The following is a 16,182-nucleotide window of genomic DNA, read 5'->3' on the forward strand; positions in this document are numbered from 1 at the left end:
GCCGGGCACGATGCGTGCCCGGCTCCCCGGTCCGTCCTGTACCGCGCTCCGCAGCTAGGTGATCTTGATCGGGTTCACCACGTCCGCGACGAGCACCAGCAGGGTGAAGCAGACGAAGACACCGGCGACCACGTACGCGGCGGGCATCAGCTTGGCCACGTCGAAGGGGCCGGGGTCGGCGCGCCGGAAGAGCTTGGCGACGCTGCGGCGCAGGGACTCCCACAGGGCGCCGGCGATGTGTCCGCCGTCCAGGGGCAGCAGCGGCAGCATGTTGAACAGGAACAGCGAGAGGTTGAACATGCCCAGGACGTTGAGCAGGATCGAGAACTTCTGTTCGCTCGGCAGGTCCAGGGCGGCGATGTCCCCGCTCATGCGGGCGGCCCCGACGATGCCCATCGGGGAGTCGGGCTCGCGCTCGGCGCCGTCGAAGGCGGCGTTCCACAGGGCGGGGATCTTGGCGGGGAGCTTGACCAGACCCTGGATGCTGCCGTCGACGATCTCGCCCATGTGGTCCACGGACTCACCGAAGGACAGGGCCGCGATCTCGTTCTTCGGGCTGAAGCCGAGCCAGCCGGCCGTCACGTACTCGCCCTTGACGTAGCCGCCGTGGCCGTCGGTCTTGGCGACCCGGTTCTCGATGAGGTTCACGGGGACGACCACCCGCTGCCCGTCGCGCACGACGGTGACGGTGGTGGCGCCGATGGTGTCGCGGATCCGCTTCTGCAGTTCGGACCAGTCGGAGACCGGCCGCCCGCCGAAGGCGACGATCTTGTCGTCGGCCCGCAGTCCGGCCTGCTTGGCCGGGGCCACCGGGTCACCGGCCTTGCAGACCTCGCGGTTCTCGCTCTGCTGGATGACGCAGGGCGAGACGCTCGCGATCTGGGTGGTCGTCCGGTTGATCCCGAAGGTCATCCAGACGCCGAAGAAGATCGCCAGGGCGAGCACCAGGTTCATGAAGGGGCCCGCGAACATCACGATGACGCGCTTCCAGGGCTTGCGCGTGTAGAAGAGCCGCGACTCGTCCCCGGGCTGGAGCTCCTCGTAGGCCGCCGAGCGGGCGTCCTCGATCATGGAGCGGAACGGGGAGGTGGAGCGGGCCGTGACCTTGCCGTCCTCGCCGGGCGGGAACATCCCGATCATGCGGATGTAGCCGCCCATGGGGATGGCCTTGATCCCGTACTCGGTCTCGCCCTTCCTGCGCGACCAGATGGTCTTGCCGAAGCCGACCATGTACTGGGGCACGCGGATGCCGAAGAGCTTGGCCGTGGAGAGGTGGCCCAGCTCGTGCCAGGCGATCGAGAACAGCAGTCCGCCCACGAAGACGAGTACACCGATCAGGTTCAGCACCAGCGTCATGCGCTCGCCTCCAGGGCGGCCCGCGCCGCCATCTCCCGTGCCCGGGCCCTGGCCCAGGTCTCCGCTTCGAGGACGTCCGCCACGGTCAGGGAAGTTCCCGACTCCGGCGTCCCGTGCTCGTCGACCACCGCAGAGACGGTATCCATGATTGCTGTGAACGGCAGCCGACCGGCCAGGAAGGCCTCGACGCACTCCTCGTTCGCCGCATTGAACACGGCGGGCGCGGTGCCGCCCAGGGTGCCGACGTGCCGGGCCAGGCCCACGGACGGGAAGGCCTCGGTATCCAGCGGGAAGAACTCCCAGCTCGACGCCTTGGTCCAGTCGAAGGCGGGGGCCGCGTCCGGGATCCGCACGGGCCAGCCCAGACCGATCGCGATCGGGCCGCGCATGTCCGGCGGGGTGGCCTGGGCGAGGGTGGAGCCGTCGGTGAACTCGACCATGGAGTGCACGTAGGACTGCGGGTGGACGACGACCTCGATGCGGTCGAAGGGGATGTCGTAGAGCAGGTGGGCCTCGATGACCTCCAGGCCCTTGTTGACCAGGGTGGCGCTGTTGACCGTGATCACCGGGCCCATGGCCCAGGTGGGGTGCGCGAGGGCGTCCTCGACCGTGACGGAGGCCAGCTCCGCGCGGGTGCGGCCGCGGAAGGGGCCGCCGGAGGCGGTGACGACGAGCTTGCGGACGTCGGCGCGGGTGCCGGCGGCCAGTGCCTGGAAGAGGGCCGCGTGCTCGGAGTCCACCGGGATGATCTGGCCGGGCTTCGCGAGGGCCTTGACCAGCGGGCCGCCGACGATCAGCGACTCCTTGTTGGCCAGGGCCAGGGTGCGGCCCGCGCGCAGCGCGGCCAGGGTGGGCGCCAGGCCGATGGAACCCGTGATGCCGTTAAGGACGGTGTGGCATGCGGAGGCGGCGAGTTCGGTCGCCGCGTCGGGTCCGGCGAGGATCTCCGGCAGCGACTCGGAGGCGCCGTACTGCTCGCTCAGCGCCTCCTTGAGGGCCGGTACGGCGTCCTCGCGGGCGACGGCCACCGTCTCGACCCGCAGCAGCCTGGCCTGTTCGGCCAGCAGCCCGACGCGTCCGCCGGCGGCGGACAGCGCGGTGACCCGGAAACGGTCCGGGTTGCGCAGGGCGAGGTCGATGGCCTGGGTGCCGATGGACCCGGTCGACCCGAGGATGACGATGTCCCGGCGGCCGGCCGAGGCGTCGAAGAGGAGGTGCGGGTCGGCGAGGGGGGCTGGACTGTCGCTCATGCCCACCATTGTTGCCGCAACTCAGGGGCGCTCGGACAGGGAGTCCCCGTCCGCGACCCGCAGGAGGAGGTGCGGAAGCGTTCCGGCGAAGTCCGGGAGGGTCCGGGCCGCCTCCCACCAGGCGTCCGGATCCCCGTCCAGGGCCAGTGCGAACAGCCGGGCGGCCTCGGCGCGCGCGGCGAGCACGGCCTCCGGCCGGTCGTAGCGGTCGGGGTGGTCCACGTCGCCGAGCCACTGGTCCTCGTCCAGGGCCCAGCAGGCCGGAAGCTTGTGCCGGATCACGTCGGTTCCGGTCAGCAACCCGCGGTCCAGGCAGTCCCGGACCCAGCGGATGTCCTCGTCGACGGTCTCCATCGGCACGGCGAGGCTGGTCAGGGCCAGCTCCCGCTCCACTCCCCCGGTCGGTTCCAGGGCGGCCGGGGCCAGGGCGCGCACGGCCTCGGCGAGGCCGTCGACAGGCGGACCGGGCGGGGGCCCAGGCAGGGCGCCGTTCGCCACACCGTGGGCGAGCGCGGTCAGCGCTCCCGGGAAGGACGGGGCCTGCCTCAGCAGTTCGGCCCACAGCCGCGGGTCGTCCCCCAGGGGTTCCAGCGCGCGGGTGGCCGCGGTGCGTATCTCCGCCTGCTCGGACAGGTTCCAGCGCAGGCCGCGGGTTCCGTTCGGGCGGCACAGCAGCAGGGCGCGGTGCGCGGGGGCGGTGTGGGCGACCAGCTCGGCGGGGGTGAGCAGGCCCATCCGGACGGCGCGGACGAACGGACGGTGCCAGGCCCTGCCGTACGGGGCGGTGCCCGTGGTCGTCAGGAGCGTGCGCACGGTCTCCCGGGACGGCCGCGCGCGCATGAGCAGGGCCTCTACGGAGCCGGGCGGCAGGGGCCGGCGCAGGTGCTCGGAGGCCGGCAGCTCCGGGTCCGCCGTGTGCGGGAGCGCCAGGATGTCGAGCGGGACCCTGGGGTGGTGCGTGCCGTGGCGGCGGAGCAGGCCGATGAGCTCCTCGCCGCTCAGCGGGCCGTCGGCCGGGTCGCGGCCGAGTTCCGCGCGCAGCAGCGGCAGCAGCGCCTCGGGGGTGCGGCGGGCCGCGTAGCGGGCGGGGCCCGGCAGGCCGGGCAGCGGGCAGCCGCGCACGTAGGGGTTGCGGGCGACGAAGTGCCGGTCGCGGTCGGTACCGTCGCGCACGAGGAGGGTGACGGCGGAGGCGGGCAGGCGTTCGTCGCGGCACAGGTGGTCGCGGGTGTCGGGGTCGAGCCGGCCGATCAGGTCGGCGGCGATGTGCTCTGGTGCGTGGCGCAGTACGAGCGCCACGCACCAGGCCCGCCGCCGGCTGTCCCTGTGTCCGTCCATTGCCTTGCTCCGTGCCGCTCGTACGCCTGTCCGGTTCCCTGCCGTGCGGCGATGATCGCAGGTCAGCGGAGCGGGCGGTGCACGTTTTTGTGTACGGAGGGGCCGGGGGCCGCGTCCGCGATCCACGGGCCGTCGCCCGAGGGGTCGAGGACCCCTTCCTCCAGCCAGGTGTAGGCGCCGCCGAGGACGCCTTGGACGACCTTGCGGTCGAGGTCGTCGGTGTTGGACCAGAGGCGGCCGAAGAGCTCCTCGACGCGGAGCCGGGACTGCCGGCAGAACGCGTCGGCGAGCTGGTACGCCTCGCGGCCGTGGTCGCCGGTGGCGCGCAGGTGCTCGGCGCGGACGCAGGCGGCGCTCATGGCGAAGAGTTCGGCGCCGATGTCGACGATCCGGCCGAGGAACCCCTGCTTGGTCTCCATGCGGCCCTGCCAGCGCGCCATGGCCAGGAAGGTGGAGCGGGCGAGTTTGCGCGAGCCGCGTTCGACGTAGCGCAGGTGGGTGGCGAGGTCGGGGTGGCCCGCCGGGTGGAACTCCCGGTAGGTGCCGGGGACCTGGCCGGGGCCGGCGGCCAGCCTGGGCAGCCAGCGGGCGTAGAAGCCGGTGGCGCGGGCTCCGGCCCTGGCCTTGTCCGCCAGGGCCTTGTCGGGGTCGATGAGGTCCCCCGCGACCGAGAGGTGGGCGTCGACGGCCTCGCGGGCGATCAGCAGGTGCATGATCTCCGTCGAGCCCTCGAAGATCCGGTTGATGCGCAGGTCGCGGAGCATCTGCTCGGTGGGTACGGCCCGCTCGCCGCGCGCGGCGAGCGACTCGGCCGTCTCGAAGCCGCGGCCGCCGCGGATCTGGACCAGCTCGTCGGCCATCAGCCAGGCCATCTCCGAGCCGTAGAGCTTGGCGAGGGCCGCCTCGATGCGGATGTCGTTGCGGTTCTCGTCGGCCATCTGGGAGGCCAGGTCGACCACCGCTTCGAGGGCGAAGGTGGTGGCCGCGATGAAGGAGATCTTGGCGCCGACGGCCTCGTGCCGGGCGACGGGGCGGCCCCACTGCTCGCGTACGCCGCTCCACTCGCGGGCGATCTTCAGGCACCACTTGCCGGCGCCGACGCACATGGCGGGCAGCGACAGGCGGCCGGTGTTGAGCGTGGTCAGCGCGATCTTGAGGCCCGCTCCCTCGGCGCCGATCCGCTGGGCGGCGGGCACCCGGACCCGGTGGAAGCGGGTGACGCCGTTCTCCAGGCCGCGCAGGCCCATGAAGGCGTTGCGGTGCTCGACGGTGATCCCCGGCGAGTCGGCCTCCACGACGAAGGCGGTGATCCCGCCGCGATGCCCCTCGCTCGCGGGGACCCGGGCCATGACCACGAGGAGGTCGGCGACGACCCCGTTGGTGGTCCACAGCTTCACCCCGTCGAGCACGTAGGCGTCCTCGCCGTCCGGCACGGCCGTGGTGGCCAGGCGGGCCGGGTCGGAGCCGACGTCGGGCTCGGTGAGCAGGAAGGCGCTGATCGCGGAGGTGGCGCAGCGGGGCAGGTAGGCGTCCTTCTGCTCCTTCGTGCCGAACATCTTCAGGGGCTGGGGGACGCCGATCGACTGGTGCGCGGACAGCAGGGCTCCGATGGCCGGGCTGACCGAGCCGACGAGGGCGAGCGCCTTGTTGTAGTAGACCTGGGTCAGCCCCAGGCCCCCGTACTCGGTGCCGATCTTCATCCCGAGGGCGCCGAGCTCCTTGAGCCCGCGCACCGTCTCGTCGGGGATCCGCGCCTCGCGCTCGATGCGGGCTCCGTCGATCTCGTTCTCGCAGAAGACCCGCAACCGGGCCAGGAAGGCCTCCCCGCGCCGGACGTCCTCGTCGGCGGGGAGCGGGTGGGGGTGGATCAGGTCGAGCCGGAACCGCCCGAGGAACAGCTCCTTGGCGAAGCTGGGCTTGCGCCAGTCCTGTTCCCTGGCCGCCTCCGCGACCTGCCGCGCCTCGCGCTCGGTCACCTTGGGCTGTACGGGCTGTACGGGCTGCGTCGCTGACATCCGGGTGCTCACCTCGCCGTATCGGGGGGACTACCGATCGGTGCTACCTGTGAGTCGTACCCGCTGCGGGCACCCGGGAAAAGGCCCGTGCGGGTGGCGGGGAAATGGGAGACGGCCGGAGCCCCCGCACAGTAGGCTCCGGCCGTCGGTCCATGACCGTACGAGTCGGTCAGATGTCGAGGCCCGTGAGGACCAGGACGCGCTCGTACGTGTAGTCGTCCATCGCGTAACGGACGCCCTCGCGGCCCACGCCGGACTGCTTGACGCCGCCGTACGGCATCTGGTCGGCGCGGTAGGACGGCACGTCGCCGACGATCACACCGCCGACCTCGAGCTCGCGGTGGGCGCGGAAGGCGACCTGGATGTCGCGGGTGAAGACGCCGGTCTGCAGGCCGAACTTCGAGTCGTTGACGGCGGCGAAGGCCTCGTCGGTGTTCTCGACCCGGGTGATCGTCAGGACCGGGCCGAAGACCTCCTCGGTGGCGAGCTTGACGCCCGCCGGGATCTCCGCGAGGACGGTCGGCTCGACCGTGGCACCGTCGCGCTTGCCGCCGGTGAGCAGCTTGGCACCGGCGGAGACGGCCTCGTCCACCCAGGACTCGACGCGCTTGGCGGCGTCCTCGGAGACCAGCGGGCCGACGTCGGTGGCGTCGTCCGCCGGGTCGCCGGTGACCTGGGCCTGGACCTTCGCGACGACCTTCTCGACGAGGCGGTCGTAGACGGAGGCGTCGGCGATCACGCGCTGCACGGAGATGCAGGACTGGCCGGCCTGGTAGTTCGAGAAGGTCGCGATACGGGTCGCGGCCCAGTCGAGGTCGGCCTCGGAGGACCAGTCGGCGAGGACGACGGCCGCGGCGTTGCCGCCGAGCTCCAGGGTGCAGTGCTTGTGGGGCACCGACTGCTGGATGGCGTAGCCGACGGTGTCGGAGCCGGTGAAGGAGATGACGGGCAGGCGCTCGTCCTTCACCAGGGCCGGCATCTTGTCGTTGGCGACGGGCAGCACGGACCAGGAGCCGGCCGGGAGGTCGGTCTCGGCCAGCAGCTCGCCCAGGATCAGACCGGAGAGCGGGGTGGCCGGGGCCGGCTTCAGGATGATCGGCGCGCCGACGGCGATGGCCGGGGCCACCTTGTGGGCGCACAGGTTCAGCGGGAAGTTGAACGGCGCGATGCCGAGGACCGGGCCCTTGACGAAGCGGCGGGTCAGGGCCAGGCGGCCGACGCCACCGGCGTCGGTGTCCAGGCGCTGGGCGTCTCCGCCGTTGAAGCGGCGGGCCTCTTCGGCGGCGAAGCGGAACACGGACACCGCACGGCCGACCTCACCGCGCGCCCACTTGATCGGCTTGCCGTTCTCGGCGGAGATCAGCTGGGCGATCTCCTCGGTGCGCTCGGTGAGCCGCTTGGACACGTGGTCCAGGGCGGCGGCCCGTACGTGGGCGGGGGTCGCGGAGAACTCCGCCGTCACGGCGTGCGCCGCGGCCACGGCCTCTTCGACCTGGGCGTCGGTGGGCACGCTGACCGTGCCGACCAGACGGCCGTCCCACGGGTTGTGGACGTCGAAGCTGTCCTCGCCGGTGGCCTGGCGGCCGGCGAGCCAGAAGGCGTGGGTGGAAGTCATGCGAATCCCGGCCCTTCGGGTGTGTGCGGTGGGGTCCTTGTCCACACCACCGTAGGACTCCGCGGGGCTTTCGGTGTTTATCCGGCATGGAGCGCCGCCCTCCCGCCCTGCGCCGCTTTGTCACTGTCGCGGCCGGGACCTCCCGTGCGGTGGGGTGCCGGCGGGGGCTACGGGTGCGTCGTACCGGCCTTCAGGGCGAGCCACAGCTCCATCCGTACGTCCGGATCGTCCAGGGAGCGCCCGAGGATCTCCTCGACCCGCTTCATCCGGTAGCGCAGCGTGTGGCGGTGCACGCCGAGGTCGGCCGCCGCCGCGTCCCACTGCCCGTGGCGCGAGAGCCAGGCCTGGAGGGAGGCCACGAGATCGCCCCGGCCGGTCGCGTCGTGCTCGCGCAGGGCCCGCAGGGTGCCGTCCGCGAAGGCCCGTACGGCGTCGTCGGCCAGCAGCGGCAGGACCGAGCCCGCCGCGAGGTCCTCGTGCTCGACGAGCGGCCGTCCGCGGCGGCGGGCCACGGCGAGGGCCTGGTCGGCCTGCTTGAAGGCGGCGGCCACGCCCGCCGCCGCCGCGGGCGCCGACAGGCCGACCACCAGCTCGTCCGGCTCGGGCCCCGTAGCGTCCCGGCCGCGCCGGGTCTCCAGTGCCTCGGCGTGGTCCGCGCACGCCTGGACGGCCGAACCCCCGTCGGCGGCGAGCACCACCAGCCGGCCCTCCTCCGGCACCACCAGCAGCGCCTCGCCGGTCCGCGCGGCCGCCGACTCGACCGCGTCGGCCAGCAGCGCCAGCCCCTCCGGCTGCGCGGTGCCCGCGAGCGCCGGTTCCGCGACCACGATCCGGAACGGCGTCTCCAGTAGGGCCCCGTACAGGTCCCCCGCCACCGCCCGGGCGTGCTCCGCCTCCCCCTCCAGCAGCATCCGCAGCACGGCCGCGCCCAGCCGGGACTCCGCGTCGTGCAGCGACCGGGAGCGCTCGGTGGTCAGGGTGAGCAGGGCGACGGCGGAGTGCACCGCGTACCGTTCGGCGGTGCCCAGCGGGGCCGCCGTGCCGACGGCCAGCGCGCCCCGGGGCCGCCGTCCGGTGCCCAGGGACTGGAGCTCGACGCGGTCCTCCGAGCCGCCGACGACCGCGCTCGCCGGCGCGGGCCGCTCCCGCAGCCGCTCCACGTCGGGGGTGAGCCGCGCGGCCCGGCGCGCGGCCCACTCGGGGGCGGCGGCGACGACCGCGCCGGAGGTGTCGTACAGCGCGGCCCAGCCGTGCACGTGGGCGGCCAGCTTCGCCAGCAGGTCGGCGGGGCCGTCGGCGGAGAGGGCGGCCCGGGTCAGCTCCCGCTGCGCCTCGAAACCGGCCGTCACGGCCCGGTACTGGTCGGCGGCGAGGGCCGCCGAGACGGCCTTGCTGATGGCGAGGAACGGGGTGCGCCGGGGCACCTCCAGCAGCGGCAGGTCCTCCTCGCGGGCCGCGTCGACCAGTGCCTGCGGTACCGCCTCGTAGTTGACGCCCACGGCGAAGCCGATCCCCACGACCCCGGCGGCCGCGAGGCGCCTTACGTAGCGGCGCATCTCCTCGGGGTCCTCCGCGTCCAGCTTCATGGCCGTGACGAGCAGCAGCTCGCCGCCCTCCATGTAGGGGACCGGGTCGGCGAGCTCGCTGACGTGGGCCCAGCGCACGGGGGTGTCGAGGCGCGTCTCCCCGGCCCGGACGCTGAGCTTCAGCGCCGAGTGCTGGACGAGCGAGGCAAGGGTGAGCGGCATCGGGTACCAGGGGCCTTCGGCGGGAGGGGAGGGAGACTGCGGGGCCTTCGGGATTTCGCCGTGTCGTATGAACGGCCCTCCTCGATTCTGCCACCCCGTACGGGTCGGCTCAGCCCGTTCCGGCCAACCGGACGAGCAGCGGCGCCGCCCGCTCCCCGCGGACCGAGGTCAGCGAGAGCACCGCGCAGCCGGGCGGTACGGCGTGCGCCAGCTCGGAGGCCGACCAGCGCTCGCGCTCGACCTGGCGCACGGTGACGGCGTCGGTGGTGACCGCCTTGCCGGTGACCATCTTGCGGAAGGCGTGGATGGCCCGGGTGAGCGGCTGGTCGGCGAAGACGGTCCGGTGGGTGACGTCCCGGGTCTCGACCCATTCGGTGCCCCAGGCCTCGGCGAAGCGCTTCCCGTCCCAGGTGGTGACGCCGGAGAAGGCCATCCGGCAGCCGACGGCGCCGAGCAGCGGGGTGCGCAGGGCCTCCGGTACGTCGTCCAGCGCGCGCAGGGTCAGCAGCACCCCGGCGTTCGCCGACCGCAGCCGCTGCACCCCGCGGACCGTCTCGGGGGTCAGGGTGTGCGAGGCGTCGTCGAGGGCGAGGAAGGCGAAGAGCGAGCGGTCGGCGCGGGCGGTGGCGCAGGCGTTGAACTGGGCGAGGAGCAGCCGGGCCAGCATCCGGGAGGCGTCGGCGTGGCCCCGTTCGGGGAGGTCGATCCGGACCCGGACGGGGTGTTCCAGGGCGCGCATGGAGAAGGGACGGCCCCGGCCCGTGGTGTCGAAGAACCCGGCGAAGGCGGGCCGGTCCAGCAGGGCGAGCCGGTCGGCGAGTGCGGGGCCGGTGTCGGCGGGGGCGCCGTGCTGGCGCGTGCGCGCGTCGAGCTCGCGGAGCATGGCCTGCTGTCCGGCGTCCTCCAGCGCGTGGCGCAGCGCGTCGAGGGCGGGCGGCAGCCCGTCGAGGAGCTCGCGCAGCTCCGGCACGGCGGGGAAGCGTCCGTACGCCGCCCGGTACGGGCCGAGCAGCTGCGCGAGGGCGGTCGCGGCGCGGCGCACGTCGATGCCGGGGACGTCTCCGACGAAGGCCTCGGCGAGGAGGGTGGCGGCCTCGTCGGGGTCGGCGGTGCCGCCGTACAGGTCGAGGTCGTGGACGGAGTCGGGGTCGCCGACGCGGACGACGATGTCGTAGCCGCCGTCGGGGCCGAGCCCGGCGCCGGCGGAACCGACGGCGATGACGGCGGCCTGGCCGGCCAGCGCCTGCAGCGCGAGGGACTCGACGACGGGCCGCACCAGCCGGGCGGTCTTCCCGGTCCCGGACGGCCCGACGGCGAGCAGGGAGGTACCGAGCACCTCGGGGTCGAGGGCGAGGGGGGTGCCGCGGCGGGCGTAGGGGTTGCGCTCCTGGTCCTCGACGCTGCCGAGCAGCACCTGCCGGGCGAGCAGGTCGTGCCGGGCGGCGCGCACGGGCAGGTCCCGGTCGCCGGAGGGGTGGAGGCAGGCGGCGGCGCCCTTGTCCCGCACGGAGTCGGCGAAGGCCCGCACGCGGGCGGGGTCGGCCTGGACGGAGTCCCAGGCGCGGCGGATGCGGGCGTAGTCCACGTCGTTCATCCGCCCCCCGACGACCTCCCCACCGAGCCGCTCGGCCACCTCCCCGAGCCCGGCGGCGCGGAGCTGGGGCCACTGGGCGGGATCGGCGCCGTCCTGGGGGACGACGGGCGGGGCGGGGGAGGCCGCCGCGGCGGCAGTCCCCGCCCTGCCCTCATGCCCGCGTCGACGCCATCCGCCGAGGCGGGCGTAGTACACGAGGACGGGCACGTAGAGCACCGCGTACAGAAGCTGGGTGATCAGGAGTCCCTCTGTCGGAGGGATGTCCTTGAGCGGCAGGTGCTGGAGCAGCAGGGCCTCCGCGGGCACGGTGCCGGTCCAGATCAGCATCATCACGAAGAGGGCGCCGGCGGCCGCCCCCGCCGCCCGCGCCCGCGGGCCTCGGGCCGCGACGAGCCGCTCGAAGGCCAGACCCCACGAACCGAGGCGGCTGAACCAGAAGACGAGTCCTCCGGTCAGCAACAGCTCGTAAACCTGCAGGGCGGCCATGCCGCGGTGATCGGTGGGGCCCCCGCCCAGTTCCCACCAGTCCCGGGGCGTGAAGAGCTTGAGCGGTACCTGGATGTAGGGGATGTAGCCGTTGGTCAGCAGCGACCACATCAGTACGCACGCCAGAAACGAGATGACCGCCCCACTCAGCAGCGACCGGTCCGTGCCCTGCTCCGCCTGGTCTGCCCGCTTCGGTTGGTACCCGAACCGCCAGACCCCCGGCTCCGCCCTCGGGCGAGGGGTGCGGATCCAGGCCGCCAGCGGGGAGCCCACCGCCGGGGCGTGGGACGGCTTCGGGGGGAGCGGCGGCCCCGCGGGTCCCGGTGGGGGGCCCGCCGGGCGGGGGACGTGCCCGGCGCGGGCCGTCTGTCCGTCGTGCGTGCCTTCGGTGTCCATGAACCCCTGCCCCCTGACCGTGCCCAGCGCTGCGGCGCTCAATCTAGTGCCCGGTACGGCCCCGCGACCCGTGGCCCACCGGGTTCCGCGCGACGCGTCCCCGTTCCTTCCTATGGCCGCCGCGGACAAGGACACGCGGGCACCACTCCCGAACGGAGCATGCCTTACCCCCTCCCCCGGGCCTAGCCTGCGGACAAAGACACAAGTGCGTCCGAAAACACCCCCCAGGAGCCCCCTATGACCGCTGTCCCGCAGGAGCGCCGCATCGTCACCGCGATCCCCGGCCCCAAGTCGCAGGAGCTGCAGGCCCGTCGCCTTTCGACGGTGGCCGGCGGCGTGGGCTCCGTGCTGCCCGTCTTCACGGCCCGCGCGGGCGGCGGCATCATCGAGGACATCGACGGCAACCGCATGATCGACTTCGGTTCCGGCATCGCCGTGACCTCGGTCGGCGCCTCCGCCGAGGCCGTCGTGCGCCGCGCCTCCGCGCAGCTCGCCGACTTCACCCACACCTGCTTCATGGTCACCCCCTACGAGGGCTACGTCGAGGTCTGCGAGGCCCTCGCCGAGCTGACCCCCGGTGACCACGCCAAGAAGTCGGCCCTGTTCAACTCGGGCGCCGAGGCCGTCGAGAACGCCGTCAAGATCGCCCGTTCGTACACCAAGCGCCAGGCCGTCGTCGTCTTCGACCACGGCTACCACGGCCGTACGAACCTCACGATGGCCCTGACCTCGAAGAACATGCCGTACAAGCAGGGCTTCGGTCCGTTCGCCCCCGAGGTCTACCGCGTCCCGGTCGCCTACGGCTACCGCTGGCCGACCGGCGCCGAGAACTGTGGCCCCGAGGCCGCCGCCCAGGCGATCGACCAGATCAGCAAGCAGATCGGCGCCGAGAACGTCGCCGCGATCATCATCGAGCCGGTCCTCGGCGAGGGCGGCTTCATCGAGCCGGCCAAGGGCTTCCTCCCGGCGATCGTCAAGTTCGCCAACGACAACGGCATCGTCTTCGTGGCCGACGAGATCCAGTCCGGCTTCTGCCGCACCGGCCAGTGGTTCGCGTGCGAGGACGAGGGCATCGTCCCGGACCTCATCACCACCGCCAAGGGCATCGCGGGCGGTCTGCCGCTCGCCGCCGTGACCGGCCGCGCCGAGATGATGGACTCCGTGCACGGCGGTGGCCTGGGCGGCACCTACGGCGGCAACCCGGTGGCCTGCGCCGGTGCGCTCGGCTCCATCGAGACCATGAAGGAGCTCGACCTCAACGCCGCGGCGAAGAAGATCGAGTCGGTCATGAAGACCCGCCTGACGGCCATGCAGGAGAAGTACGACATCATCGGCGACATCCGCGGCCGCGGCGCCATGATCGCGATCGAGCTCGTCAAGGACCCGGTCTCCAAGACCCCGTTCCCGGAGGCCGCCGGCGCGCTCGCCAAGGCCTGCCACGCCGAGGGCGTGCTCGTCCTCACCTGCGGCACCTACGGCAACGTGCTCCGCTTCCTGCCCCCGATCGTCATCGGCGAGGACCTGCTGAACGAGGGCCTGGACGTCATCGAGGCCGCTTTCGCGGGCATCTGAGCGAACGCCCGAACACAGGCGCCCGTCCCTACCGCGGGTAACGGTCGGGCACTGTGAAGAAGGTGTGGGGGGCCGATGGCGGGAGCGCGTTCCCGCTGTCGGCCCCCCTCGCGTTGGCGTACGGTTTCTGCAGATGAGTGAGACAGACCGTTCCCGGGCGACCGGGAACGATTCCGGTACCGGGCTTCCCCAGCGCCGTACTGGGCATGCGTTCGCGCACACTCCTCTCAGATCGGACGGCCGTCCGCCCCAAACCCCCCGGGGCGCACGGCAACCCGATCCGGGCGGCCGTCCCGGAACCATCCCCCCTGTTCCGGGACGGCCGGCCATCCTCTCGGCCGCCGCGGCCCTCTCGGCCCTCTGCGCCGTCCTCTTCGCCCTGATCACCTGGCAGGTCCGCACGTCCGGACCGTTGCTGACCCCGGATCACGCGCTGAGCCGCGCCGTGGTGCGCACCGTCCCCGACGCCGTCACCGAACGTCTCGCCGACCTCGGGAACGTCCAGGTCGCCGTGCCCGTCCTGGTCCTCGCGATGCTCTACGCCGCCCGGCGCGGCCGGGCCCGCGCCGCGCTGACGGCCGGCCTGGCGATGGCCCTGGTGCCGGCGCTGATCGTGCCGCTCAAGGAGTGGACCGCCCGTCCCGGCCCCCTGGAGCCCTGGGCCGCCGGCTACTTCCCCTCGGGGCACACGGCCACGGCCCTGACGGCCTACACGGCGGCCGCCCTGCTGATCGCCCCGTACACCCGCCGCCCCTGGCCCCCGGCCCTCGCGGCCCTGCTGACGGCCCTCACTGCGTCCGGCCTGGTCCTGCGCGGCTTCCACTGGCCCCTGGACGTCCTGGCCAGCCTCCTGCTGTGCACCCCCCTCCTGCTGGCCGTGCGCCGTGCGGCGGTCCGCCCCGTACGGGCGGACCGCCGTCGGGGCGGACGGGCGGCGGCGGGTCAGCCGCCGAAGTAGGCGTCGAAGCCGCGGCTGAACTCCCAGCCGCCGAAGCGGTCCCAGTTGACCGACCAGGTCATCAGGCCGCGCAGGGCGGGCCAGGTGCCGTGGGTCTGGTACGCGCCGCAGTTCAGCTTCTTCGTGAGGCAGTCCAGCGCCCTGTTCACCTCGGCGGGGGCGGTGTACCCGTTGCCCGCGTTGGTCGTGGCCGGCAGGCCGATGGCGACCTGGTCGGGGCGCAGCGGCGCGAAGAACCGGGTGGCGTCGCCGGCGACCGGGAACCCGGTGAGCAGCATGTCCGTCATGGCGATGTGGAAGTCGGCGCCGCCCATGGAGTGGTACTGGCCGTCGAGTCCCATGACGGACCCGGAGTTGTAGTCCTGGACGTGCAGCAGGGTGAGGTCGTCGCGCAGGGCGTGGATGACGGGGAGGTACGCGCCCGCGCGCGGGTCCTGGCCGCCCCAGGGGCCGGAGCCGTAGTACTGGTGGCCGAGCTGCACGAAGAAGGTCTCGGGAGCCATGGTCAGGACGAAGTCCGGGCCGTACCTGGCCTTGAGGGTCTTCACGGCGGAGATCAGGTTGACGATCACGGGGGTGGTGGGGGCGCGGAAGTCGGTGTCGCCGGTGGCGAGGGAGAGGGAGTGGCCCTCGAAGTCGATGTCGAGGCCGTTCAGCCCGTACTCGTCGATGATCCTGCCGACGGAGGAGACGAAGGCGTCGCGGGCGGCCGTGGTGGCGAGCTGGACCTGGCCGTTCTGGCCGCCTATGGAGATCAGGACCTTCTTGCCCGCGGCCTGCTTGGCCTTGATGGCCGCCTTGAACTCGGCCGGGGTCTCGACGCCGGGGCACTCGGAGACCGGGCAGAGGGAGAAGCGGATGTCGCCGGAGGTGACCGAGGTGGGCTCGCCGAAGGCGAGGTCGATGACGTCCCAGGAGTCGGGGACGTCGGCCATGCGGAGGTGGCCGGAGCCGTTGGCGAAGCTGCTGTGGAGGTAGCCGACGAGGGCGTGCGCGGGCAGGCCGGGGTTGCCCGGGTTCCCGCCGCCGCTGCCGGTGGTGACGGTGACCGGGGCGCTCACGGGGGATTCGCCCGCCTCGTTCACGGCAGCGACCCGGAAGGTGTACGGGGTGGACGCGGCGAGGCCGGTGACGGTGGCCGAGGTGGCGGTGACGGTCAGCGGGGCGGCGCCGTCCCGGTGGACCCGGTACGAGGTGGCGCCGGTGGCCGCCGTCCAGGACAGGGCCACCGTGGAGGCGGAGGCGGCGGAGCCCGTGAAGCCGGTGGGGGCGGCCGGGGGCCGGGGCTGGCCGGGGTCGGGTCCGATCAGGGTGAGGTCGTCGGCGAGGTGGGCGCCCTGGCCGTACCAGCCGTGGGTGTAGACGGTCACGGAGGTGGTGGCGGGGCCGGTGCGGAAGCCGGTGGTGAGCTGCTTCCAGACGCCGGGGGTCTGGGTCCAGGTGGAGACGTCGGTGGTGCCGGTGCCGCTCGCGCCGAGGTAGACGTACGCGCCCTGCACCCAGGCGGAGAGGGTGTACGCGGAGTCGGGCCTGACGGTGACGGTCTGGGAGCAGCGGGCGTTGTCCTGCCCGGCGGGGGTGGCCCTGAGGGCGGAACTCCCGCCGTGGACGGGTGCGGTGACGACGGCTCCGGACGCGCCGGAGCAGCTCCAGCCGTCGAGGCCGGATTCGAAGCCGCCGTTGCGGACGAGGTCGGCGTCGGCGGCCGCGGCGGGCGGGCCCGAGGTGAGGAGTCCGGCCACCGCCAGGGCGGCGGCCGTGAGGAGGGGGAGCACTCTGCGCACAACTGCCTCCGGAACATGGGGGGACGGAGCCGGGCCCCTGGCGGGGAGCGACGGCGGCGCCCAAGATGGT

The 16,182-nt window shown here is 73.4% G+C and carries 10 protein-coding genes; 2 read left to right on the forward strand and 8 right to left on the reverse strand.

Annotated features, from left to right (window positions below; translation table 11 throughout):
• Positions 1-54: 54 nt before the first annotated feature.
• The 7 genes from ABZW32_RS28485 to ABZW32_RS28515 form a co-directional block, all read right to left on the reverse strand.
• Positions 55-1,356 (reverse strand): site-2 protease family protein, encoded by a 1,302-nt coding sequence (locus tag ABZW32_RS28485; RefSeq protein WP_356221053.1) that lies wholly within the window; start codon positions 1,354-1,356, stop codon positions 55-57.
• The gene (gene dxr / locus ABZW32_RS28490) at positions 1,353-2,615 is read right to left on the reverse strand and encodes a 1-deoxy-D-xylulose-5-phosphate reductoisomerase (protein WP_356221056.1); all 1,263 of its coding nucleotides are present in this window, start codon (positions 2,613-2,615) and stop codon (positions 1,353-1,355) included. The genes ABZW32_RS28485 and dxr overlap by 4 nt, the downstream gene beginning before the upstream one ends.
• A 12-nt stretch (positions 2,616-2,627) precedes the next feature.
• Entirely contained in the window at positions 2,628-3,944 is a 1,317-nt protein-coding gene (locus ABZW32_RS28495; protein ID WP_356221058.1) for a hypothetical protein, read from the reverse strand.
• Between the two features lie 62 nt (positions 3,945-4,006).
• The gene (locus ABZW32_RS28500) at positions 4,007-5,959 is read right to left on the reverse strand and encodes an acyl-CoA dehydrogenase family protein (RefSeq protein ID WP_356221061.1); all 1,953 of its coding nucleotides are present in this window, start codon (positions 5,957-5,959) and stop codon (positions 4,007-4,009) included.
• A gap of 169 nt (positions 5,960-6,128) precedes the next feature.
• Complete coding sequence (locus tag ABZW32_RS28505; RefSeq protein WP_356221063.1) at positions 6,129-7,574, reverse strand: aldehyde dehydrogenase family protein; 1,446 nt, start codon at positions 7,572-7,574, stop codon at positions 6,129-6,131.
• A 167-nt stretch (positions 7,575-7,741) separates the two neighbouring features.
• Positions 7,742-9,322: a PucR family transcriptional regulator gene (locus ABZW32_RS28510; protein ID WP_356221066.1), complete on the reverse strand. Its 1,581-nt coding sequence runs from the start codon at positions 9,320-9,322 to the stop codon at positions 7,742-7,744.
• A 109-nt stretch (positions 9,323-9,431) separates the two neighbouring features.
• A complete protein-coding gene (locus tag ABZW32_RS28515) occupies positions 9,432-11,798 on the reverse strand; it encodes an ATP/GTP-binding protein (protein WP_356221068.1) in 2,367 nt (788 codons plus the stop codon).
• A gap of 237 nt (positions 11,799-12,035) precedes the next feature.
• Between ABZW32_RS28515 and gabT the strand changes: the two genes are divergently transcribed.
• Positions 12,036-13,370: a 4-aminobutyrate--2-oxoglutarate transaminase gene (gene gabT / locus ABZW32_RS28520; RefSeq protein WP_345174631.1), complete on the forward strand. Its 1,335-nt coding sequence runs from the start codon at positions 12,036-12,038 to the stop codon at positions 13,368-13,370.
• 412 nt (positions 13,371-13,782) lie between these two features.
• Positions 13,783-14,328, forward strand: a complete 546-nt coding sequence (locus tag ABZW32_RS28525) for a phosphatase PAP2 family protein (RefSeq protein WP_356221071.1) — start codon at positions 13,783-13,785, stop codon at positions 14,326-14,328.
• Here ABZW32_RS28525 and ABZW32_RS28530 read toward each other — a convergent pair.
• Positions 14,313-16,112 (reverse strand): glycoside hydrolase family 18 protein, encoded by a 1,800-nt coding sequence (locus ABZW32_RS28530; RefSeq protein WP_356221073.1) that lies wholly within the window; start codon positions 16,110-16,112, stop codon positions 14,313-14,315. The two genes, ABZW32_RS28525 and ABZW32_RS28530, sit on opposite strands and share 16 nt — an antisense overlap.
• Positions 16,113-16,182: the final 70 nt, after the last annotated feature.

This window comes from Streptomyces sp. NPDC004667 (assembly GCF_040609475.1).
Classification (GTDB): Bacteria; Actinomycetota; Actinomycetes; order Streptomycetales; family Streptomycetaceae; genus Streptomyces.